The sequence below is a fragment of the Chloroflexus sp. genome (genome assembly GCF_049970315.1).
In the GTDB taxonomy this organism is placed as follows: Bacteria; Chloroflexota; Chloroflexia; order Chloroflexales; family Chloroflexaceae; genus Chloroflexus.
This window is the reverse complement of the sequence record NZ_JBMFNE010000008.1, coordinates 66,830-88,836: the sequence shown is the minus strand read 5'-3', so window position 1 is coordinate 88,836 and position 22,007 is coordinate 66,830. Positions and strand designations below refer to the sequence as shown.

Genomic DNA, 22,007 nt, shown 5'->3' with positions numbered 1-22,007 from the left:
GCCGCCGCCCTGCGCGCCGCTGGCGCCCACACAGTCAGTGCCCTCGCCCTGGCCCGCTCGGTGATGGACGATGCCGGAGGATAACGGCATCACGCCACCCTGCGTCGCCCACGTCCTCACCACCGGCGCCACCCTCGCCGCCTGCGCCGCCGCCGCCCACACAGTCAGTGCCCTCGCCCTGGCCCGCTCGGTGATGGACGACTCCGGTGTACAATAGAAGCATGCGCGCAATGTGATCGAACTGGCAGCCATAGCACATTCGTCAGTTAGGAGGGACGATGATGTCTGAGATCGAGCAGCTCAATGCGGCCCAGCAGCAATGGGAACAGCAATGTCTCTGGCCAACGCTCAAACGTACCCCCGAACGACCCGGCCCCTTCATGACCACCAGTAGTGCCCCTGTCGAACGGCTCTACACGCCGCTCGACCTCGCGACCAACGGTCAATCGCTCACCGAACACTTTCTACACAACATCGGCTATCCCGGACAGTACCCGTTCACCCGCGGTATTCACCCCACCGGCTACCGCGGTAAGCTCTGGACCATGCGTATGTTTGCCGGCTTCGGCAGCGCCGAAGAGACCAATGCTCGCTTTAAGTTTTTGCTAGAACAAGGGCAGACCGGCCTGTCGATTGCGTTTGATATGCCGACACTGTACGGACGCGACACCGACCATCCCTTGGTCGAAGGCGAGTTTGGCAAATGCGGCGTTGCCGTCTCGTCACTGGCCGATATGGAGATTCTGCTCGATGGGCTACCTCTCGATCAGGTCAGCACCTCGATGACAATCAATTCGCCGGCAGCAATGATTTGGGCGATGTACCTGGTCGTTGCCGAAAAGCGTGGTATTCCATGGAGTAAGCTGCGTGGCACCATCCAGAACGATATTCTCAAAGAATACATTGCCCAAAACGAATACATCTTCCCACCCGAACCAAGCATGCGGTTGGTAGTTGATACCATTGAGTTCGCTACCCGCCACGTACCGCAGTGGAATCCCATTAGCGTCAGTGGCTACCACATCCGTGAAGCCGGGAGTACCGCCGTCCAAGAGCTGGCCTTCACGCTCGCCGATGGCTTCGCTTATGTTGAAGCTGCCCTCGAACGCGGGTTAGACATCGACGAGTTTGCCCCGCGGATCAGCTTCTTCTTTAATGCTCACAACGACTTCTTTGAGGAGATCGCCAAGTACCGCGCAGCACGCCGCATCTGGGCACGCGCTATGCGCGAACGCTACGGCGCCAAAAACGAACGGTCGTGGTGGCTCCGGTTCCATACCCAAACGGCCGGCTGCTCACTCACCGCCCAGCAACCCGAAATCAATATTGTCCGCACAGCAATTCAGGCTCTAGCCGCTGTGCTAGGCGGTACCCAGAGCTTGCATACCAATTCAATGGATGAGGCATTGGCGTTACCATCGGAAAAGGCGGTCACCATCGCCCTGCGCACTCAGCAGATCATCGCCTACGAGAGCGGCGTCGCCAACACCGTCGACCCTCTCGGCGGTAGCTACTTCGTTGAGGCACTTACCGATCGTATGGAGCGTGAGGCACAGCAGATCTTCGACACCATCAACGCCCAAGGCGGTGTGATTGCTGCGATCCGCAACGGCTATTTCCACCGCGAAATCGCCGATGCAGCTTACCGCTATCAGCAAGAGATCGACAAAGGCGAGCGAATTATCGTCGGAGTTAATGCCTTCCAAGCCGACGAACCACTGGAGATTCCGATTCTTCAGATGGATCCTGAGGGTGAGAAACGTCACCTCGAACGCCTCAACCGCGTGCGCCGCGAACGCGATCAGGAGCTCGTTGCCCGCCGCTTGGCCGAACTACGCGCTGCGGCACAGGGAAGCGACAATATGATGCCGGCGATCCTCAATTGCGTGCGCGCCTACTGCACTCTCGGCGAGATGTGTGATGTGTTGCGCGAGGTGTTCGGCGTGTATCAACAGGATACGGTCATTGTCTAATCACGACGGTCGGGGTAGCTGATGGCTGCCCCGACCTACCATAGTCACTGTTGCTCACGCTTCCCACACAAACGGGAATAATATCAAAGATGCCATAAACGTAACCACAACATACGCCAGCAAAAACTGGATCGGCCCGAACACCACATCAACAGCGACATTCTCGAGTGATTGAGCTGTGCCCTGAATCGCGATAATCAGTGGCGCAACGAGTAACGGAAAGGCCAGAACGGCAAAGAGAGCACCCTTAAAACTCGCCCGCGCAATAATCGCTGCGATAATCGTTGTGGCTGAGGTCAACGCCAACCCGCCGGTGGCCAGGATTGCGCTAAAAGCCAGCGGACTACCAACTTTCACCCGCAGCAGAACGATAAAGAGCAAACTGGTAACGAGAGCGAGGACAAGTATCAGTGTCAGATTAAAGCAGAACTTACCTAAAAAAACCGCGGTCGGCGATGCCGAAAGACGCAGTGCAGCGAGTGTGCGGGCTTCCTCTTCGTAAACAAAGCTGCGTGACAAACCATTCAAAGCGGCAAAGAGTAGCGCCACCCACAACAACGCCGATTGAATCAACAGCGCCTCTTCGGTCCGCCGCAAGCCTAAGAAACCAACCCCAAGGCTCACTGCAGTTGTCGCACTGATGGCAAACAGTAGGAGGGTGTTAATCGCATAGCGCGTGCGCAGCTCACACGCGAGATCTTTGCGAAAAATAGCCCATGCTGCCCGCAACGTGACCCCGATCCCGCTCGGTGGCGGCGCCGGAATATCGATAATGGATGTTTCTTGCTCCATCGATTCATGCATAGCACCTTCTCGCATCACAGATCGGGCTACTCAGCCGCCCAACTTCACTAACAGGTCGGCATACCGCAATTCACGGGGATCATTCGTGGCAATCACCGTCAACCCACGTTGACGCTGCGCGGCAATAATCCGCTCAACAACCGCCGACCCACGCTCATCGAGCGTCACCGTTGGCTCGTCGAGCAATAAAACCGGCGGACGATGGAGCAGAGCAAAGGCGTAACGCAAGCGCTGGGTCATGCCGGAAGAATAAGCGGCAAGTCGGTCATTCCCCCGCTGACCCAGACCGACATAGGTGAGTAGTTCGTTGAGAGCGTCGTCAGAGATAGTAAGACCGCGCACCTGTGCAAAGAAACGCAAGTTCTCAAGCCCACTCAGCTCACGGTAGAGGGCCAGATCAGGTGCAACCCAACCGATCAGATGACGCGCATCGCGCGGATCGAACCGCTGATCACCTACTTCGTAATACGCCAACCCTCCAGAGGGTGCTTGCAAGCCGGCCAGGATCCGCAGTAAGGTACTCTTGCCACTGCCGTTGGGACCACTGACCACCAATACTTCACCTCGTTGGAGGGTGAAACTAAGATCACGCAAAATAGTACGTCCACCGTAACCGGCGCTAAGCTGCAAAACGTGAAGTTTCATACGGTATCCGCAGTTCGGGCAGGAATATTCCTACCATATGCGGATTATACCAAACTCAACGAAAAGAGACAGCCGCACGGTATGCGGCTGTAGGTGAGAGATGGTTTTCGGTTTACAGTGACAAACTACCGGCCCGGTGGCACTCTCAGTCGCGATGGTGGAGCAATCGGTGGTGGGATCATCGCTTCACTACTATCGACAACATTATTTGGTTCTGAGGAGGCGCTGGTAGGTTGAGAGGGGCCTTGCGATGCAGTGGTCCGCTGTGCGGAAAGCGTCAATGGATCGGGTTGCTGTAAAAAAGCGAGCAATATCTCGTGAAACCGATCGGCTTCATCAACAAAGGGGAAATGACGGCTTTGCTCCATCCGAACCACTTGCGCCATTGGAACATAAGTAAAGAGCTGAAGTTGGTTAGGGTTAACAATATCATCGCGCGCGCCATGCACAATGAGCGCCGGCACACGGAGATTACCCAGCATCGGTGTGAGATCGGTGCGCCACATCGAATGGATCGCCGCCCGAATCGTATTGGCAGTAGACTTCGTGCTATCTTCCAGCACTTCATCAACTTCGGGGTCAAGCGAATCACCGAAGAAGAAACGGAATAGCGAACGGCGCAACCAAGGGCGGCGGGCAAAGAACTCGGCAAAAAACGGACGGTCGACCAACTTTAACATCCACGAGAGCGAATTACCGTTAATCGGCGCACCCACCGTCACTACGCGCATCACTCGCTCGGGATGCTCAATCGCCGTTTTCATCGCGACCATGCCACCCATTGAGTGCCCAACCAATGCTGCTTTCTCGATACCCATTGCATCGAGAAAGCGGATAACCTGATGAGAGTAACCGCTGATGGTTGGCATCTCACTGGTAAGCGACTCGCCAAAGCCCCAAAAATCGAATGAATAGGTGCGGAAGTACCGTGATACGATCTCCATGGTCGTATACCAATAGCGCCAACTACCGAGCCAACCATGGAGGAACACCACCGGACGACCACGCCCGAACACTTCGTAATGCACCCGTTGATTGTCGATGACGATGATACTCATACTGGCCTCACCGTTGAGGATGAACCAACTGCGCGAGCGCGCAATTGGGCAACACTAGTTTCACGTTCTTGCAACGATCGGCGTAGACGCCATTGAAGTGTAGCAATATCTTCCGAGATGCTACGGAGATGGGCCATCTCTTGTTCGAGTTCCTCAAGCAAGGTGCGTGCTTGCAAACCGGCAGCCACCAGAGTGCGTTCAGTCGAAAGCTGAGCAATGCGTTCTTGAATCGCAGCGAGTAAACTGAGTAAGTTCGCCCAGGCCTCACTCTCGCTCACATCGTGCTGGTGCTGCTGCCGACCACGAACTTCAATCCAGCACTGAATCTGTTGTTGCAGCGCTGTTATCCGATCTTCCAACTGTCGCACAACTGCTGTATCGACGGTGCCGGTAGCACTTGATGGTGACATTGCCGTCAATTGAGACAATTGTTGTTGTAAATTGGTCATTGCTGCACTAAGCTGAGCTTGGCGCTGCATCACAGCTTCCTGTTCATTGAGCATGTCGAGCAGTATATCACGCAACTGTGCCGCTTCACGCGCGCTCCGTCTGGCCTGCTGCTGCAAGAGATGTGGTACATACCACAGCAGAATAAAGAGCAGAGTGATAATAGCGATGCCGAGCGCGACAAAGAGTGCAGTCATAGCGATCCTCCTGATCCTCTGCCTTAGTATAACGACATATCGGATCGGCAGACTAGATCAGCGGATGACATCTCGATTACGCGCCCAAACAACCCGATCGCGACCGGTGAGATCGCGTTGCACCCCCACCTCAGCATGGAGGAATGCTTGATTTATCAAGTGTACCACAGCCTCAGCCTGCCATGCACCAATTTCGAGCAAGATTGCCCCGCCGGGTTTGAGATACGCCGGTGCGGCGGCAATCAGCCGGCGATAACAATCTAACCCATCAGACCCACCATCGAGCGCGAGATGCGGCTCGTACCGGTACACACCCTCGTCAACCTCGGCCAAGATGGTGTACGGCGGATTACTTACGATGAGATCGACAGGGCCGGGTAAGGGAGTGAGGAGGTCACCTTCTAACAAGACCACCCGGTCGCTCAGGTTGTAGCGGGCAACATTAAGCGCTGCTACCGCCAACGCATCAGCACTCCGATCAACACCGTACACCGTCGCGTTTGGCACATGGATCGCCAATGCAATGGCAATGGCGCCACTACCCATACCAATATCGGCAATTGTTATCTGCGTTCCAGAGTATCGCCGAGCTTCGGCCAGTGCTAATTCGACCAGTACCTCGGTTTCGGGGCGGGGAATGAGCACACGTCGATCCACCACCAAATCGAGACCAAAAAATGGCCAATGCCCGATGAGGTAGGCCACCGGTTCGCGAGCAGCACGTCGTGCAACCAGCGCGCCAAACGCTTCCTGCTGGGCCGGAGTAAGCACAACCTCACGCTCGGCAACGACCCGCGCCCGCGACCAACCTAAGATGTGGGCTAACAATAGTTCGGCATCGAGGCGGGCCGTTGGCGAGATGGATTGTAAGCGTGCAGTGGCTGCACGAAGTGCTTGCTGAATTGTCATCGGTTGGTGCTGGATAAATCCGCTGTTCATACCTAATATTATGCCAGATCGAAGTACTACAATTTATAGTTAACAAAAGCAACCCTATTGCAAGCTCGATTGAGCAAGCAAACGATGAATCTTGCCGATCCGAGCGGACTCTGCTACGATAACCAGCGTCATTCCACGCAAACCTATCGCTAGGATTATGAAAACACCGCACCTGTCATCAGCCTTTACCGGTCTGCGGCTGCTAGCCGATGAAACGCGCTGGAAGCTTATCAGCGAGCTTCGTGAGAGCGACCGACAAGTCGCGGAATTGGTGACACTCACCGGCCTGGCACAGAACCTGGTTTCGTACCATTTGCACGTACTCCGTCAAGCCGGGCTGGTCAACACGCATCGCAGTGATGCCGACGGACGAGTCGTCTACTATAGCCTTAGTTTGACGGCACTGGCGCGATTGCTGGCACAGGTAAGCGAGGAGCTGACGATACCAACCACGCCACTACCATCGTTACCGCATGTGAAGGTGGCTTTTCTTTGTCGTGCTAACAGCGCGCGCTCGCAGATGGCAGAGGGATGGTTGAGAGTTCTAAGTAATGGTCAGGTGATGGCGCTCAGCGCCGGTACCCACCCACAACCGGTACACCCATTAGCAATTGCCGTGATGCAAGAGGCGGGTGTTCCGATTGATCGGCAAGTAGCCAAACCCATTGATGCAATTCTCAATCAGAAGCCTAATGTGATCGTGACCGTCTGCGATATTGCCCGGGAAACCTGCCCGGTCTGGCCGGAAGCGACGCGCTCTATTCACTGGAGCATTGCCGACCCCGCAGTTGTTGTTGGCAGTGAAGAGGAACGTCGCGCCGCGTTCATCACCGCTCGTGATGAGATCTATGAACGAGTACGCGGCTTATTAGCGCTGCTCCCACGGTGGTTTGCCGATCAGTCACCATCGGCAGTGAGGTAATCGGTACGCGGTGGGCTGAAGGTATCAATGGCCAATGTGTCGATGAGTGTCCAAACGGCGTGCGGGGTACCACCGGGAATCGGCACTGATTGACCGGCAGTCGCGTCGAGCAAATTATCGCCGACCTGAAAGCGTAGGTGCCCACTGACGATATACGCTACCTGATCTTCAGGATGGCTGTGAAGCGGTACATGGCTTCCTACGGCCAAACGAACCTCCATCTGGTACATGCGGTCGGTCAATGCAATGCGCCGCCGCCACACACCGGGAAATAATTCGATCCATGGTCGTTCGGGCATGGGTGTCTCCTGTGGGTTAAGGAGGCGACAATGAGCGCCACACCGTCGGGAGGGTGGCGCTGCACCGTCGAGACGAAGAGCCGTCAGGTTGTTAATTGGTACGTCGCCAACACGGCACCGGCTTCGACCGTCGTGCCGACATCGACTCGTACTTCGCCGATGGTACCACTATGCGGTGCGGTAATCTCATTCTCCATCTTCATCGCTTCAACGATGAAGAGGACTTGGCCAGCTTCGACATGCTGACCATGAGCGACCCGTACCGCCACCACGCGACCTTGGATCGGACTGATGACGCCATCAACCGGTGCGGCAAGCGTCGTTTTCTTGGTTATGGCACGACGTGGTGTTAAGGTACGTATCGCCGACTGCACGGTGGCTGCGCTCACGCCATCGCCAAACACGGCTACGCCAAACCGTCGTCCATTGACCTCCACGGTAAACCGGCGAGGTTCGGGTGCAGGTTCGACAGGCGCCGGTGTGGTGGATGGTGGCATCAATTCAGCTGTACGGGTGAAGAGTTCGGGATGACGGGGAATAAAATTCACCGTCGCCTCGCCGGCCACGAAAACGGGGTGTTCGAGTGCGGCCCGGTGGAAGGGAATGATCGTCGTAACCCCTTCAATCCGATACTCGGCGAGTGCCCGCCGCATCCGAGCAATCGCCTCGTTACGATCGGCTCCCCAGGTAATCAATTTCGCCAGCAGTGAGTCGTAATGTGAAGGGACAAGGTAATTGGCCCGTACCCCGCTATCAACACGCACGCCAAACCCGGTCGGTTCATGGTATGCGCCGATCGCACCGAGGGCCGGGCGGAAATTGTGGAGCGGATCTTCAGCGTTGATTCGGCATTCAATCGCATGACCGCGCGGTACCAAATCTTCCTGTTTGAGCCAGAGGCGCTCACCTTGGGCGATTCGGATCTGAGCCGCAACGAGATCGACCCCGTAGACCATCTCGGTGACGGTATGTTCGACTTGAATCCGAGTGTTCATTTCGAGGAAGTAGTAGCGGCCATCTTGATAGAGAAACTCCAGCGTTCCAGCACTGACATAGCCTACCGCTTTGGCAAGCCGGACCGCTGCCGCTCCCATCTCAGCCCGTAGTTCTGGAGTAAGGGCCGGTGAGGGGCACTCCTCGATCAATTTCTGATGGCGGCGCTGCACCGAGCAGTCGCGTTCACCCAACGCAACGGCATTCCCATAACGGTCGGCCAGAATCTGGATCTCGATATGGCGCGGATTATCAAGATACTTTTCGACGTAGAGTTCACCGTTCTTGAACGCAACTTCCGCCTCGCGGCGAGCGGCAGCAAACGCCTCGTCCACCTCATTAGGCGAACGTACCACTCGCAGACCACGTCCACCACCGCCACCAACTGCTTTAATGGCAATCGGGTAGCCGAATTCCTTGCCCAACCGGCACACCTCTGCCGCATCGGTCACCGGTTCAAGAACGCCGGGCACAACCGGTACACCGGCAGCCGTGGCTTCGCGACGGGCCGCCGTCTTCCCTCCCATCCGTTCCATGGCCTCAGCCGGTGGCCCAATAAAGACCAAGCCGGCGGCGGTAACGGCTCGGACAAAACCGGCGTTTTCGGCCAAAAAGCCGTAACCGGGATGGATCGCCTCGGCCCCGGTGGCTTTGGCTGCGCGAATAATCGCTTCAATGTTGAGATAGCTTTCAGCCGGCGAGGCGGGGCCAATCAGATACGCATCGTCGGCATAAGCTACGTGGGGCGAGTCGCGATCGGCCTCGGAATAGACGGCAACGCAACGCAACCCCAATTCGCGGCAGGCACGCATGACACGCAACGCAATCTCGCCGCGGTTAGCAACCAATACGGTACGAAACATTGCAGCCGCTCCTCAATGCTGCTCGACGCCGCTTCAACTCTGTGCGGCGCGGATGCCAATTGTAGCATAGCGCATCGTGTTACAATGACGGCACCCATCGTCCGAGGGCTTGTTCAGCGGCGAACGCCGCTCGTAATAGTAACGGTTCGTTCCATGGACGAGCAACCAATTGGGCGGCATGCGGCAGGTCATCTGTACCGAGCATCGCCGGTAAGCTAAGGGCCGGCCAACCCAAAAAGTTCCATGGCCCGGTAAACGACGTTGGAGTCGGCACCCCCAGTGCCGGCACAGGTCCGGGAACTGTCGGGGTAATGAGCAGGTCAACCTCAGCCAGACGTGCCGCTACCCGCCGCCGAAAGATGGCTCGTGCTTGCTGAACGCGCGTAACATCGACCGGTGAATAAATGAACGCGGCGAGAATCCGGTGCCGCATAAATTCGCCGTAGTCATCGAGCCGGATGCGTAACCAGGGAAGATGAAGAGCCGCAGCCTCCATAGCGAGCAAGGCCTGGTTGAGCAGTCGCAGGGCTTCAAGTTCGGGGAGTTCAAGTGGGATCACGATGGCACCCTGCCCGGCCAACACATCGGCGACACGCTGCATTGCCGCTAACTCGGCTGCTTCAGCCATCGGTTGTCCGCTACCGTCGGCGGTGAGCAGGCCTACCCGCAGATTCCGCACACCGGCAACCAAACCACCACCGGTAAAGTCGGGAGCCGGCCGTAAGGTGCGCGGATCACGCGGATCGGGACCGGCCAGGACACTGAGCATAAGGGCGGCATCGGATACCGAGCGGGTCATTGGCCCGGCATGATCGAGTGACCATGAAAGGGTGAAGCCACCGGCCAGACTAACCCGGCCATGGGTTGGTTTCAGACCGACAATCCCACAGTGAGCAGCCGGAATCCGGATCGAGCCGCCGGTATCGGTGCCGAGAGCGGCAAATACCATCCCGGTTGCTGTGGCGACTCCACTGCCACTACTGCTCCCACCACTGTCACGTTGCCGGTCGTAAGGATTGGCGGTTGGTCCGTAATGGGCATTGTTCGAGCCGGGCGAGTAAGCAAACTCCGACATACGGGTCTTGCCGATAACGATGGCACCGGCGGCACGCAACCGCTCGACGACGGTCGCGTCGGTTGTTGCCATAACATCAGCACGAATCCGTGAACCGGCTGCGGTTGGATAACCGGCTACATCAAACAGATCTTTAACTGCCACCGGCACACCGTGCAACGGGCCACGTATCTTCCCTGTGGCCAATTCGGTTTCGGCCGCACGCGCATCGGCAAGTGCGCTCTCGGCCATGACAATCTGAAAGACGTTAAGGTCGGCGTCGTGGGTCGCAATCCGCTCGAGCGCCTGTTCGACCAGCTCAACCGGTGAGATGGTCCGACGCTGTAATTGGGTAGCTATCCCAAGAATGGTGGTTGGATCGTCGTCAGCGGGTATCCCTCCGTTGGGCGGACTGGATGCCGGTGGCAGACTAGCAGCATCGAGCATATCCGGCAGTTGTTCTTGATCAACCGCATCGAGTAAGCGCTCAACATCGGGAAAACGGGCAAGAAAACCTTTTTCAATGATACCGGCAAAATCGGCCTCAGTGGCCGGAATCCCGACGGCGCGTAATGCGGCACGCAGTCGGTCGATGATCATGTCATGAGGCATGGAAACTCCCTGTTATTCAGCAAAACACAGCAAGGCAGTCACGGGCAGCACGTCGCCCACTATCAATCGCACCATGAACCGTCTGTGGGTTGCTGTCGTAGGCCGTCGCTTCACCGGCGAAATGAAGATTGCCCTCGGCGGCAGCCAGGGCTGGTCGTGCCCATGCCATCCCTGGCGGGAGATGGGCATACCCTCCACGTGCATATGCATCGCAAGCCCAGCGGTAGCGGCGAAAACCGATGCACCGCGTTGCGACATCGTTGCGGCCCAGTAATCGGCTCAATTCGGCCAATCCCCATTCGCATACTATTGTATCTGGCAGCCGATCAAGGACGGCGGCTCGCTCAGCGGTGACATAACAACACTGCAATGGTGCCGTAAGATCGGGGTGAGCGGGCGTCCACCAACGGGCAAAGAGACCGGTATGAGCCGCATATGTAAACCCTTCATCCCACAGCGGTGCGTCAAACCAGAAAAAGTGTTTGGTAGCGGGGCGGGTACGGAAGGCGGCAATGGCCGCTCGCTTGGTTGCCGAAAGTGGTGGATCGAACCGAATCATACCTGCCGCTAACACGGCAACCGGTACCGTGATGATACATTGTCGCGCAGATACCGAAGCGACGGTCGTATCGATGATGACGCCTCGGCCGGTATCGGTGATGGCCCGTACCGGCCATCCCAACCGTATGTCGAGATCACGTGCCAACCATGTCAAGAGCGCATCGTAGCGTTCGCGTAACCGAAACTCACGCGGCCCTGCGCGGTCGATACGTTGTTCACGAGCCACATCAGCGCAACTGAGTGACTCGATCTCAGCACAGTAGGTTTGGGCCAATACCACATCGGCAATAGCCAAGGTAGCAGGATCGCAGCCCTGCCGACGCAGCTCGGTGGCAAGCCCACAATCAACCGCCTCATCGCTGTACTGCTGCCCTAGCCTATTCCATACGGCCCGCACCCGCTCAATCGCTTGCCGATCCGGATCGTCCGGTGGCAAATCGCTCAAGGGCCGGGCCGGTGTCCCCCAGCGCAAACCGTGGTAGCGATCAACCTCGGCTAAAGTTAATCCGGCGACCGACGCCAACTCGACGGTACTGGTGTGGGCACCGTGGATCAACTCTGCCCCTAATTCGATCGGGTATGGACCACAACTCCGATCCGTCCAGATCCGGCCACCGATACGGGTACGAGCCTCAAGCACTAGCACGCGCAGACCGGCATCGTGGAGAGTACGCGCTGCGGCCAAACCGGCTGCACCGGCCCCGATCACAATAACATCTCGTTGATCAGATACCGATTGAGACATACTTAATATCCAGATACTCATCAATGCCGGTGGGCCCCCCTTCACGACCTATCCCACTCTGCTTGACCCCACCAAACGGGGCCTGGGCCGTGGAAGGAATAGGATCATTAATCCCGATAATTCCGTATTCTAAACCCTCGGCCAATCGCCAGACCCGGCCTACATCACGGGTAAAGGCATAGGCGGCGAGGCCGTAGAGCGTATCGTTCGCTTTGCGAATCACCTCATCTTCATCGTCGAAGGGGATAAGCGGAGCTACCGGACCAAACGTTTCTTCACGAGCGACGAGCATATCGGTATTCGCATCGAGCAACACGGTCGGCAACCAAAAATTGCCACCGAGTGGAGCCGGCCCTCCACCAACCACGACCCGCGCACCGGCAGTGAGGGCATCGTGAATGTGACGTTCCACCTTCTGGCGCGCTTGCTCATCGATGAGGGGACCAATATGTACACCGGGCTGTAACCCGTCACCGACGGTCAAGCGCGCCACCTCAGCAGCGAACCGTTCGGCAAACGCAGCGTAGATGGGGCGCTGGACAAAAATCCTGTTCGCGCAGACACACGTCTGACCGGCATTACGAAACTTTGAGGCGATAGCACCACGGACTGCGGCGTCGAGATCGGCGTCGGCAAAGACGATGAACGGCGCATTGCCACCCAGTTCGAGTGACACTCGCTTGAGCGTATCGGCGGAACGGCGCATTAGCTCTTTGCCCACCTCGGTACTACCGGTAAAGCTGATCTTGCGCACGCGGGTATCGGCAAAGATTGTATCGGCGAAGGGACGCGGATCGCGGCAGGTGACAATGTTGACGACGCCGGGAGGGGTGCCTGCCTCCATAAAGAGTTGACCGAGAGCCAGTGCTGAAAGCGGCGTTTGCTCGGCAGGTTTGGCAATCACCGTACAGCCGGCGGCGAGGGCCGGTCCGAGCTTGCGGGTGATCATTGCGCTCGGAAAGTTCCACGGGGTAATCAGTGCCACGACACCAACCGGTTGTCGCAGGACGAGAATGCGTTTGGCATTTGTCGAGGCAGGGATCGTCATGCCGTAGATACGTTCTGCTTCACCGGCGAACCAACTGAGAAAACTGGCGGCGTAGGCAATCTCACCACGCGCTTCAGCCAACGGCTTTCCCTGTTCGAGGGTCATAATCGTCGCCAGCTCCTGTTGGCGTTCGATCATCATCGCGGCTACCCGCCGCAACAGCGCTGCCCGCTCGCTGGCCGGGGTTGCCGCCCACGCCGGTTGAGCAGCAACGGCGGCGGCAATTGCCGCCCGGGTTTCGGCCACACCGGCATCAGGCACATGACCGAGCACTGTACCGTTAGCCGGATTTGTCACGGCGAACGTCGCTCCACTTTCAGCCTCACGCCATTCACCGTTGATCAGCAACCGAAAGGGAAGGGTCGTCAAGGGACCTTCAACTGCCAGAGTCATTCCAAACTCCTTTCTCGTCGCATGCACAGAGGTAGGCTACGCGATCACGATTCGCCTGCCGCATGAACTTTTGCACCGTCGCGTCTGTGCATTCCGATTATCACCATCGATTGTATTGTACAGCGCCTCTATCGCGCGGTATACTGTAGCGGCAGTTGGTATGCCCACATACCCACCCCAAGGATTACTCGTATGCGCCGAAATCATCAGTTTTATTCCATCTATCATCACGGCTTTGCCCGCCTGGCCGTCGCCATTCCGGCAGTCCGGATTGCCGAGCCGGCCTTTAACGGTGAGCGGACGAGTGCATTGGCGCGACGCGCTGCCGATGAAGGGGCGGTTGTCGTTCTCTTTCCTGAACTTGGTCTCTCAGCTTACAGCAATGATGACCTCTTTCAGCAAACGACCTTACTCGACGCGGTCGAGCAGGCATTGATCGATCTCGCTGTGGCAACCCACGATCTCAACGCACTGCTCCTCGTGGGCGCACCACTCCGCCACGAAGGTCGGTTGTTCAATTGTGCAGTCGCCCTCTGCGGCGGACAGATCGTTGGCGTGACTCCCAAGAGCTACTTACCTAATTATCGCGAATTTTACGAAAAACGCCACTTCGCCGCGGCCCGTGATGCGATTGGCGATACGATACGTATCGCCGGGCAACGAGCACCGTTCGGGACCAACATTCTGTACGAAGCCGAAGCCATTCCCGGCCTAGCGGTATACGTTGAGCTTTGTGAGGACTTGTGGGCACCGTTACCGCCGAGTACCTTCGCTGCACTGGCTGGTGCAACCGTCCTCTGTAATCTATCAGCCTCAAACATCACGATTGGCAAAGCCGATTATCGCCGCGCTCTTTGCCTGAGTCAATCGGCCCGCACCATAGCCGCCTACTTGTATTCGGCTGCCGGGCTGGGCGAAAGCACGACCGATTTGGCGTGGGATGGTCATGCACTGATCTGTGAAAACGGCGAATTATTGGCCGAATCCCGCCGCTTTCTCGATGACGAGCAGATTATCTTCGCCGATGTCGACCTCGAACGTCTGGTGCAAGACCGAATGCGTCAAACGAGCTTTAGTGACAGCATCGGCGATTACCGCGAGCGATTGCGCGCAATGCGCCGGATCACGCTGGCGATCCGGCCACCATTTGTGACCGATCTCCGCCGCACGGTTGCCCGGTTTCCCTACGTGCCTGACGATCCGGCTACCCGCGATGAACGCTGTTATGAAGCGTATAACATTCAGGTTCATGGGCTTATTCAGCGGATGCGCAGTGCCGGGGTCACAAAGGTTGTGATCGGGGTATCGGGTGGGCTGGATAGCACACAAGCCCTGATCGTGGCAGTGCGCGCCATGGATAGGCTTGGTTTGCCGCGGCAGAACGTGTTGGCTTACACGATGCCCGGCTTTGCGACAAGCGCGCAAACCCACCGTAATGCGCAAGCACTGATGGCCGCTCTCGGAGTCAGCGCGTATGAAATCGATATTCGTCCCTCGGCGCTCCAGATGTTACGCGACCTTGGGCACCCGGCAGGTGAAGGAAAACCGGTCTACGATGTTACCTTCGAAAACGTGCAAGCCGGTGAACGAACGTCACATCTCTTCCGCTTAGCCAACTATCACAACGCAATTGTGGTAGGAACCGGCGACCTCAGTGAGCTGGCGCTCGGTTGGTGTACGTATGGTGTGGGCGATCAGATGTCGCACTATAACGTGAATGCGTCGGTGCCCAAAACGCTCATTCAGCACTTGATCAGGTATGTTATTCGCAGCGGCGAATTCGGTAGTGAGGTTAACAAAGTACTCGAAGAGATTCTGGCTACCGAAATCTCACCTGAACTGGTACCGGCAGCGGACAACAACGATGACAAACCGGCCCAGCGTACCGAAGAGATCATCGGCCCGTATGCCCTGCAAGACTTCAACCTTTACTACATTACCCGCTACGGGTTTCGGCCCAGTAAAGTCGCCTTTTTAGCCATGCACGCATGGCGTGATGCCGATCGGGGGGCGTGGCCGGAAGGTCTACCGGAACACAAACGCCGCGCCTACGATCTTCCGATCATTCTGCACTGGCTGCGCGTGTTTCTCTATCGCTTCTTTCAGATAAGTCAATTCAAACGCTCGGCGATGCCAAACGGCCCGAAAGTTGGTTCAGGTGGATCACTCTCGCCACGCGGTGACTGGCGGGCACCGAGCGATGCGAGTGCGACGGTGTGGTTAGCCGAAATTGATCGATTGATCGAGGATTTGAATAAGCAAGAGTAATCAACGCTAAACCGCAGAGCGCGCGATATTCCTCTATCTGCGCGCTCGCTATCTCTGACCCACTTTGCAAGATCGGTGAGACCACTGCATAAGTTGAGACGGTCTGCGCTCCGCACCGTTAAAGCCGTTCTACCACCTGCGGGAGAAATCCGATTACTGCCTTTACTCACGCTATCTTTTCAGCGCCGCAATTCCGGTTCGGCAATTCCGGTCAACGACCGACGCGCACGTTCACGATCATGATACGCCGACTGCACGGTAGCCATTAACTCGTCGGCGGCAAAGGGCTTTCGGAGCACAGCATACGCACCACTGGCCGCCATGGCCGCTACCTGATCAGGCTCAACTTGGCCCGTAAAGAGAATTATCGTTGCTGTGGGGTCGTATGTGCGTAAAACATTCAGGAGGCTGATCCCATCGAGTTCGGGCATCACCACGTCGCTCAAGACAATATCGAAGGGGTTGGCATTGTAAATCTCGATGGCCTCGGCACTCCGCGCACAATAGGTAACATGATGACCGGCCTGTTCGAGCAGATTGCTTAGTGTACGCGCCGCTGCTTCGTCGTCATCGATCACCAGTATGCGCAGGGCGGGGATCGGCACACTTACCGGCTCTGCCACTTCCTCTTGGATAATCGGCAACCAAATCGTCATTGTGGTACCTTTGCCGACTTCACTCTCGACTTCAAAGCGACCGTTGTGGTTCTGGACGATCCCATATGACACGGCCAAGCCCAAACCGGTCCCCGATTGACTACCGGTGCTGTTTTTGGTGGTGACAAACGGTTGAAAAATCCGGCGGCGAATGGCTTCGGGAATACCACAACCGGTATCTGCAACCTGCAACATAATCCATTCACCTTCGGCTTTCAGGGTCACGGTCAGCGTGCCTCCCTTGGGTTTCATCGCATCACGGGCATTGGTAAGCAGGTTGAGGAACACTTGCGAGATTTGACCGGCATCGCAGATAGTAGGCGGGACTACCTCGATCTGGCGCACCACTCGCACACTGTGTTTGCGCAAGTCAATCTCCATCAGTGTCAGTGTACCCTCAACCACTTCGCGGAGATCCGACAATTCACGCCGCGAATCGCGTCGGCGGGCAAAGGTGAGCAGACTTCCGGTAATACTGCGACCGCGCTTGCACGTATCGAGCACAACCTTCAATGCCTCATTCTTCATATCAACGTCGTTGTCGGCCAGACCGAGCTGAGCATAACCCAACATGCCCGACAGCAAATTATTGAACTCGTGGGCAATGCTGGCAGCAAACGTACCAACGGCAGCAAGCTTCGCCGAGCGGCCTAGCTCACTTTGCGACTCTTGCCAACGACGGAAGAGACGGGCATTGTGAATCACCGCCGCTGCGTGCCGAGCAAACGCAGCCAACAACCGCTGTTCTTCTTCTTTTAGGCTGCGTACCGTCTCAAACGCCAAACAAACGGCGCCGAGCGGCTGTTGCTCATCGAGCAACGGTAACAGAATAATGGCTTGCCACGGCGATTGTTGGGTCAGCGCCGGTACCGGCCCCAGTGATTGCACATGCTGATCGGTGAAAAGGGTAACGCGCCGCCGTTCGAGTGCTGTTTCATAGCTGTGCGGTAGGGGGATGGGTTGTGGACCAAGCCCTGCGGTCGGGACCGGCAAGTGGTGCGAGGCAACCAATTGGAGCCGGCCTTGCTCATCGTAGAGCGTAACCCACGCACTGTCGGCCTCCATCAGCGCACTCAACCGCTCACCCAGCAGGTTGAGCATCGTCGGTACATCACGACTGGTCATCAGTGATACGACCAGACTCTGCAAATGGTCGCTCTGACGCGACAACATCAGCAACCGTTCATTAGCGCTGCGCAATTGCGTGTCGGCGATGGTCAATGCCTCTTCAAGTTTATGCTGCCGACGTAAACTGATTTGAACCATCGCCAGCGGGGCGATCCCAAGGGCAAAGGCCCATATCTCTTGTTGCCAGAGGATGGCCAGCATCCCCCCCAACGGGGCAAAAATCAGAGCATACCAACCCGCATCATCAAGCCGTAGTTGAAAGACCTCCGATAACTGTTTGCCGGTCAAGGGTACTGCCAAACTCACACTGGCGAGTCGATCAATCAGATAAATGACCAGCCCGCTCCCGATTAAGCCAAACAGAGCTGCCGGTGAAGCGATGTTCGCGCTATAGACCGGTTGCTGGACAAAGATCATCAAGACGATGCTACCGGCAGTCAGTGCGATCCAACGTACTGCCGCTAGTGCAATTGCCTGCCACCAAGTCATAGCCCGCGCCAACGAGCCGGCAATCGCACCGATCGCTACGGCCAGCAAAAATAGCGGCCACGGCAGAATGATCATGCCGGCTATCAGCAACACCAACGTTACCGCCAATGGACGGTCGTTTTGGCGCACGATGGTCAACGCTTCAAAGATGGTCAAGCCAACGGCAAACAGCGTCGCCGCAAGCCAGGCGGCAAGATCAAGCGGTATTGGTGGTGCCAAGAGGGTTGAAATGACACCTACTAACACCGCAGCGCCAACTAAGCCAATGAGCGATCCACGTAAGGGTAGTGGAACGGTTTGCATGCAAGCGTCTCCTTATTCAGAGCCGCTAGACGAGCCGAAGTACGGCGTTCAGCGAGTCAATTGAACGACATATACTACCTAGTATATCTACTATCGCACTAAACGTAAGCAACGACCATCATACGACTTGTTGTCATTGTGATGAAGTTTTTGTCATAGGGTAGCGAGAGGCAGGTTCGTACACGTAATGACCGAGCGGAGATTCCCACACCGACCCGATGCAACAGCGAAGACGTATCCTCATCACCCGACAATCGCAACTCACTGCGGCAAGCACACCCCTTCCTCGGTCATCACCAGCAACCCATCGCGGGCCAAATCGGCCACCAGTCCTTGTAACCAGGGTTCGTGATCGGGGGTAAAGTCGGCGCGTATCCGTTCTCCTAAGATCGGCAACGGTAATACTTCACCGGCGGGCAGCTCGCGCAGTACAGCGATGATTCTGCCACGGTACCAACGGCGTGACCCGACAAATGGCTCAGGAGTGCGCGATTCGGCGACTCGCTTAAGCGGCGGTGACATCATTGTCGCAACCAGCGCCGCATCATCGGCAATCGCAGTGGCATAGGACCGGCAATAGCTACGGATTGGGCAGCGCCAACACGCCGGGTTCGTCGACGTACAGATTAAAGCACCCAACTCCATAATCGCCTGATTCCATGTCCAACCCTGTCCCGGCGGAATCAGAGCCGCAGCGTGTGCCAACAACTCCCCGTCGGAGGGCGTGGCTCGGTCATCGGGACCAACGCACAATCGTCGCACCACCCGGCGAATATTGGTATCGAGAAAGGCCACATCCTGCTCAAAAGCAAAACAGGCTATCGCGCCAGCAGTATAAGGGCCAATACCGGGCAATGCGCGCAGATCGGCCACTGCCGACGGCACCTGCCCCCCATACTGCTCCATAATCACTTGAGCGGCCCGTTGCAGATTCACCGCACGCCGATTGTAGCCCAGCCCAGCCCACAACCGGATCACTTCGGCGGTCGGCGCGGCGGCCAAGGCGGCTACGGTAGGAAACGCGCTGAGAAATGCCTGATACTTGGGAATTACCCGGTCGACTTGCGTCTGTTGCAGCATCACTTCGGCGACCATAACCGCATACGGATCGCGAGTTCGTCGCCAAGGCAAGTCACGGGCGGAGGAATGAAACCAGCGGAGCAGATCGGAACGGATTTGCTCAATCATGCCCAATCGGTTGGTGCTACGTTTTGCGATATACGTCGATTACGTCAGGAATGCGGTTGAGTTTTTCGATGAGCGGTGACAGTTGGGTCATCGATTGTAGCGCAACCGTGACATTCAAGACCGTGCGTCCATTCGCTCGGCGTTTGCCGTGATTAACATCGGTGATATTAATCCCGGCCTCAGCAATCACGTTAGAAATATCACGCCACAAACCAACCCGATCCCACGCCTCAATCCGTAGTGGCACCGGGAATTGCTGATTCGACCCCGTCGCGCTGCCCCAGCAAACCGGCATGAGCCGTTCACGCTCGGTAGTACTGAGATGCTGAATAGTTCGGCAATCGGCACGATGGACGGTAACACCGCGGCCACGAGTTGTAAAACCGATAATTGGCTCACCAAACACCGGATTGCAACAACGTGCGATGCGTGAAGGTATCTTCACGTTTTTATCGAGATAGATTTCACCGTTAGCACTGACGCGCGCCGAGGGCTGGGTGGGCGTCGGCACAGCGACCGATTCGGGCACCGTCTCCTGCGAGGCCAACAACTTCTGCACGAGAGTCCGCTCGTTGAGGTCGTCAACCCCGATTTGGTAAAAGAGATCCTCAACTGAGCGCACCGTCGGCCCGGCCAACTCAACCAGCTTCTCAAAGCTCACATGGGTCAGCCCAACGCGCTTTAACTCTTTCTCCAACATCTCCCGCCCAGCAGCGATATTCTCTTCGCGTTCGAGCCGGCGGAAGTAGCGCTTGATGTGATTGCGCGCCGAGGGAGTCTTCACGATCCGAAGCCAGTCGCGGCTTGGCCCACGTGGCGTCTTCGCGGTCAGAATCTCGACGATTTCGCCGCTGTGCAACTCATAATCGAGCGGCACCATCCGATCGTTGACTTTGGCGCCAATGCAATTGTGCCCAACTTCAGAGTGAATACGATAGGCAAAATCGATCGGGGTGGAACCCTCGGGCAGATCGATAATCTTTCCTTTTGGTGTAAATACAAACACGCGCTCTTCAAACTCGGCGCGCAGCATGTCGATAAATTCGCTGTCGGTCGTCTCATTGCGCCACGAGATCAACTCTCGCAACCAGCGAATTTTATTTTCATAATCTTTATCACTACGAGTATTAAAACCCTCTTTGTAGCGCCAGTGCGCAGCGATCCCGTGCTCGGCTTCTTCATGCATTTTGCGCGAGCGGATCTGCACTTCGCAATGTAGCCCCTCCGGCAAAATCACGGTAGTATGGATCGAGCGATACGAACTTTCTTTAGGGGCAGCGATGTAGTCGTCAAATTCTTGCATCACCGGCGTCCAGTTCATCTTACTATGGACAACACCCAGCGCCTGGTAGCAAGCCCCCACGTCGTTGTTGGGATCATCGACAATAATGCGCACGGCCAGTTGGTCGTAGATACGCTCAAGCGGCACCCCTTTGCGCTCCATCTTGCGCCAAATCGAATAGATGTGTTTTGATCGTCCGGTGACTTCAGCCTTGATCCCTTCGCGCGCCAAGGCCTCCTTCAACTGCGCTATCACCCGTTGCACGATCCGATCGCGCGCCTCTTTACGCATGGCTAGCCCACGTGCTATCTCTTGATACCGGTCGGGGTGCAAGACTTTAAACGCGAGATCTTCCAACTCCGACTTCATCTGCCACATACCGAGACGGTGTGCGAGCGGTGCGTAGATGTCGAGCGTCTCACGGGCTACTCGCTGCTGTTTGTTGGGGGGCGTCGCATGGATCGTGCGCATGTTGTGCAGGCGGTCGGCCAATTTGATCAGCACGACCCGCGGATCGTCAGCCGAAGCGATAATTAACTTACGGTAGGTGCCGGCCTGTATCTCCTCTTTCGTTTTATTTTCGTAACCGGAAAGTTTAGTAACGCCGTCAACCAAATTCGCGACTTGTTTGCCGAAAAAGCGCTCGATCACCTCAATCGGAACACCGGTATCTTCGACCACATCGTGCAACAGCGCGGCAGCAATCGATTCGGTATCGAGCCGTAAATCGAGCAAAATGATCGCAACTTCAATTGGATGATCGATGTAGGGCTGGCCCGATTGGCGTCGTTGGCCTTCGTGGGCAACAGCGGCGAGAGCGTAGGCGCGGCGGATGAGATCGAAATCGGCGGAGGGGAGGTATTCGCGGTGGCGATAAATAAGCGCTTCAACCGATGGCGAGTGATAGGCACTGATAAAATCGGCCTGTACCGTTTCGAGCGATGCTTGACACCCCCGACGTTTTTGTTGCTCAACAATGAGGAGCATAACGTTGTGCTGTAACAGGAGATCGGCTGGAGGGGGAAGTTCATCACGCGACGTTGGACGATCCGGTGCGTCTGTAATTGTATCGGGGGATTGATCGGTAGTTATTACATCGTCCATGATAGCCGCTCCTTGATGTAGGCGATTTGCGAGCCA

At 56.7% G+C, this 22,007-nt stretch carries 16 protein-coding genes and 1 pseudogene; 3 read left to right on the top strand and 14 right to left on the bottom strand.

Features of this window, described 5'->3' with window-relative positions:
* The coding region (locus ACP5OT_RS07710) for a hypothetical protein (RefSeq protein ID WP_428131812.1) at positions 1-252 on the bottom strand (252 nt) is incomplete at its 3' end.
* 26 nt (positions 253-278) lie between these two features.
* Between ACP5OT_RS07710 and ACP5OT_RS07705 the strand changes: the two genes are divergently transcribed.
* Complete coding sequence (locus ACP5OT_RS07705; RefSeq protein ID WP_424674847.1) at positions 279-1,973, top strand: methylmalonyl-CoA mutase family protein; 1,695 nt, start codon at positions 279-281, stop codon at positions 1,971-1,973.
* A 54-nt stretch (positions 1,974-2,027) separates the two neighbouring features.
* Here ACP5OT_RS07705 and ACP5OT_RS07700 read toward each other — a convergent pair whose 3' ends face one another.
* The 5 genes and pseudogenes from ACP5OT_RS07700 to prmC all read right to left on the bottom strand — a co-directional run bounded on the left by ACP5OT_RS07700 (position 2,028) and on the right by prmC (position 6,033).
* On the bottom strand, positions 2,028-2,777 hold the full coding sequence (locus ACP5OT_RS07700; RefSeq protein ID WP_424674848.1) for a heme exporter protein CcmB: 750 nt from the start codon (positions 2,775-2,777) through the stop codon (positions 2,028-2,030).
* Positions 2,778-2,807: 30 nt separating this feature from the next.
* Positions 2,808-3,359: pseudogene (locus ACP5OT_RS07695) on the bottom strand (ABC transporter ATP-binding protein); the annotation flags it as partial.
* A gap of 188 nt (positions 3,360-3,547) precedes the next feature.
* Complete coding sequence (locus ACP5OT_RS07690; RefSeq protein WP_428112220.1) at positions 3,548-4,480, bottom strand: alpha/beta fold hydrolase; 933 nt, start codon at positions 4,478-4,480, stop codon at positions 3,548-3,550.
* Positions 4,477-5,124: a hypothetical protein gene (locus ACP5OT_RS07685; protein WP_424674851.1), complete on the bottom strand. Its 648-nt coding sequence runs from the start codon at positions 5,122-5,124 to the stop codon at positions 4,477-4,479. Before ACP5OT_RS07685 ends, ACP5OT_RS07690 begins: the two co-directional genes overlap by 4 nt.
* Before the next feature lie 57 nt (positions 5,125-5,181).
* Positions 5,182-6,033, bottom strand: a complete 852-nt coding sequence (gene prmC, locus ACP5OT_RS07680; RefSeq protein WP_424674852.1) for a peptide chain release factor N(5)-glutamine methyltransferase — start codon at positions 6,031-6,033, stop codon at positions 5,182-5,184.
* 187 nt (positions 6,034-6,220) lie between these two features.
* On the opposite strand from prmC, the gene ACP5OT_RS07675 reads away from it, so the two are divergent.
* On the top strand, positions 6,221-6,985 hold the full coding sequence (locus ACP5OT_RS07675; RefSeq protein WP_428112224.1) for a metalloregulator ArsR/SmtB family transcription factor: 765 nt from the start codon (positions 6,221-6,223) through the stop codon (positions 6,983-6,985).
* Here the strand turns inward: ACP5OT_RS07675 and ACP5OT_RS07670 are convergent.
* The 5 genes from ACP5OT_RS07670 to ACP5OT_RS07650 all read right to left on the bottom strand — a co-directional run bounded on the left by ACP5OT_RS07670 (position 6,961) and on the right by ACP5OT_RS07650 (position 13,553).
* A complete protein-coding gene (locus ACP5OT_RS07670; RefSeq protein WP_424674854.1) occupies positions 6,961-7,284 on the bottom strand; it encodes a cupin domain-containing protein in 324 nt (107 codons plus the stop codon). The genes ACP5OT_RS07675 and ACP5OT_RS07670 overlap by 25 nt on opposite strands.
* A gap of 83 nt (positions 7,285-7,367) precedes the next feature.
* Positions 7,368-9,140: an acetyl-CoA carboxylase biotin carboxylase subunit gene (gene accC / locus ACP5OT_RS07665; RefSeq protein WP_428131809.1), complete on the bottom strand. Its 1,773-nt coding sequence runs from the start codon at positions 9,138-9,140 to the stop codon at positions 7,368-7,370.
* A 79-nt stretch (positions 9,141-9,219) separates the two neighbouring features.
* Positions 9,220-10,806 (bottom strand): amidase, encoded by a 1,587-nt coding sequence (locus ACP5OT_RS07660; RefSeq protein WP_428112226.1) that lies wholly within the window; start codon positions 10,804-10,806, stop codon positions 9,220-9,222.
* 16 nt (positions 10,807-10,822) lie between these two features.
* Positions 10,823-12,112: a flavin monoamine oxidase family protein gene (locus tag ACP5OT_RS07655; protein ID WP_424674857.1), complete on the bottom strand. Its 1,290-nt coding sequence runs from the start codon at positions 12,110-12,112 to the stop codon at positions 10,823-10,825.
* On the bottom strand, positions 12,093-13,553 hold the full coding sequence (locus ACP5OT_RS07650) for an NAD-dependent succinate-semialdehyde dehydrogenase (RefSeq protein WP_428131807.1): 1,461 nt from the start codon (positions 13,551-13,553) through the stop codon (positions 12,093-12,095). The genes ACP5OT_RS07655 and ACP5OT_RS07650 overlap by 20 nt, the downstream gene beginning before the upstream one ends.
* A gap of 192 nt (positions 13,554-13,745) precedes the next feature.
* Between ACP5OT_RS07650 and ACP5OT_RS07645 the strand changes: the two genes are divergently transcribed.
* Positions 13,746-15,821: an NAD(+) synthase gene (locus tag ACP5OT_RS07645; RefSeq protein WP_424674859.1), complete on the top strand. Its 2,076-nt coding sequence runs from the start codon at positions 13,746-13,748 to the stop codon at positions 15,819-15,821.
* Positions 15,822-16,000: 179 nt separating this feature from the next.
* Here the strand turns inward: ACP5OT_RS07645 and ACP5OT_RS07640 are convergent, their stop codons facing one another.
* The 3 genes from ACP5OT_RS07640 to ACP5OT_RS07630 form a co-directional block, all read right to left on the bottom strand.
* The gene (locus tag ACP5OT_RS07640) at positions 16,001-18,397 is read right to left on the bottom strand and encodes an ATP-binding protein (RefSeq protein WP_428131805.1); all 2,397 of its coding nucleotides are present in this window, start codon (positions 18,395-18,397) and stop codon (positions 16,001-16,003) included.
* A 261-nt stretch (positions 18,398-18,658) separates the two neighbouring features.
* Positions 18,659-19,585, bottom strand: coding sequence for an A/G-specific adenine glycosylase (locus ACP5OT_RS07635; protein ID WP_428112229.1), 927 nt, complete (start codon positions 19,583-19,585; stop codon positions 18,659-18,661).
* Positions 19,586-19,601: 16 nt separating this feature from the next.
* A complete protein-coding gene (locus tag ACP5OT_RS07630) occupies positions 19,602-21,971 on the bottom strand; it encodes a RelA/SpoT family protein (RefSeq protein WP_424674862.1) in 2,370 nt (789 codons plus the stop codon).
* Between the last annotated feature and the right edge of the window lie 36 nt (positions 21,972-22,007).

Bases quoted from the DNA above. Each gene is read 5' to 3' on its own strand.
- prmC (WP_424674852.1), bottom strand. From the start codon at position 6,033: ATGACAATTCAGCAAGCACTTCGTGCAGCCACTGCACGCTTACAATCC.
- ACP5OT_RS07650 (WP_428131807.1), bottom strand. From the start codon at position 13,553: ATGACTCTGGCAGTTGAAGGTCCCTTGACGACCCTTCCCTTTCGGTTG.
- ACP5OT_RS07635 (WP_428112229.1), bottom strand. From the start codon at position 19,585: ATGATTGAGCAAATCCGTTCCGATCTGCTCCGCTGGTTTCATTCCTCC.
- ACP5OT_RS07685 (WP_424674851.1), bottom strand. From the start codon at position 5,124: ATGACTGCACTCTTTGTCGCGCTCGGCATCGCTATTATCACTCTGCTC.
- ACP5OT_RS07705 (WP_424674847.1), top strand. From the start codon at position 279: ATGATGTCTGAGATCGAGCAGCTCAATGCGGCCCAGCAGCAATGGGAA.
- ACP5OT_RS07655 (WP_424674857.1), bottom strand. From the start codon at position 12,112: ATGTCTCAATCGGTATCTGATCAACGAGATGTTATTGTGATCGGGGCC.
- ACP5OT_RS07670 (WP_424674854.1), bottom strand. From the start codon at position 7,284: ATGCCCGAACGACCATGGATCGAATTATTTCCCGGTGTGTGGCGGCGG.
- ACP5OT_RS07660 (WP_428112226.1), bottom strand. From the start codon at position 10,806: ATGCCTCATGACATGATCATCGACCGACTGCGTGCCGCATTACGCGCC.
- ACP5OT_RS07645 (WP_424674859.1), top strand. From the start codon at position 13,746: ATGCGCCGAAATCATCAGTTTTATTCCATCTATCATCACGGCTTTGCC.
- ACP5OT_RS07700 (WP_424674848.1), bottom strand. From the start codon at position 2,777: ATGCATGAATCGATGGAGCAAGAAACATCCATTATCGATATTCCGGCG.
- ACP5OT_RS07675 (WP_428112224.1), top strand. From the start codon at position 6,221: ATGAAAACACCGCACCTGTCATCAGCCTTTACCGGTCTGCGGCTGCTA.
- ACP5OT_RS07640 (WP_428131805.1), bottom strand. From the start codon at position 18,397: ATGCAAACCGTTCCACTACCCTTACGTGGATCGCTCATTGGCTTAGTT.
- ACP5OT_RS07630 (WP_424674862.1), bottom strand. From the start codon at position 21,971: ATGGACGATGTAATAACTACCGATCAATCCCCCGATACAATTACAGAC.
- ACP5OT_RS07690 (WP_428112220.1), bottom strand. From the start codon at position 4,480: ATGAGTATCATCGTCATCGACAATCAACGGGTGCATTACGAAGTGTTC.
- accC (WP_428131809.1), bottom strand. From the start codon at position 9,140: ATGTTTCGTACCGTATTGGTTGCTAACCGCGGCGAGATTGCGTTGCGT.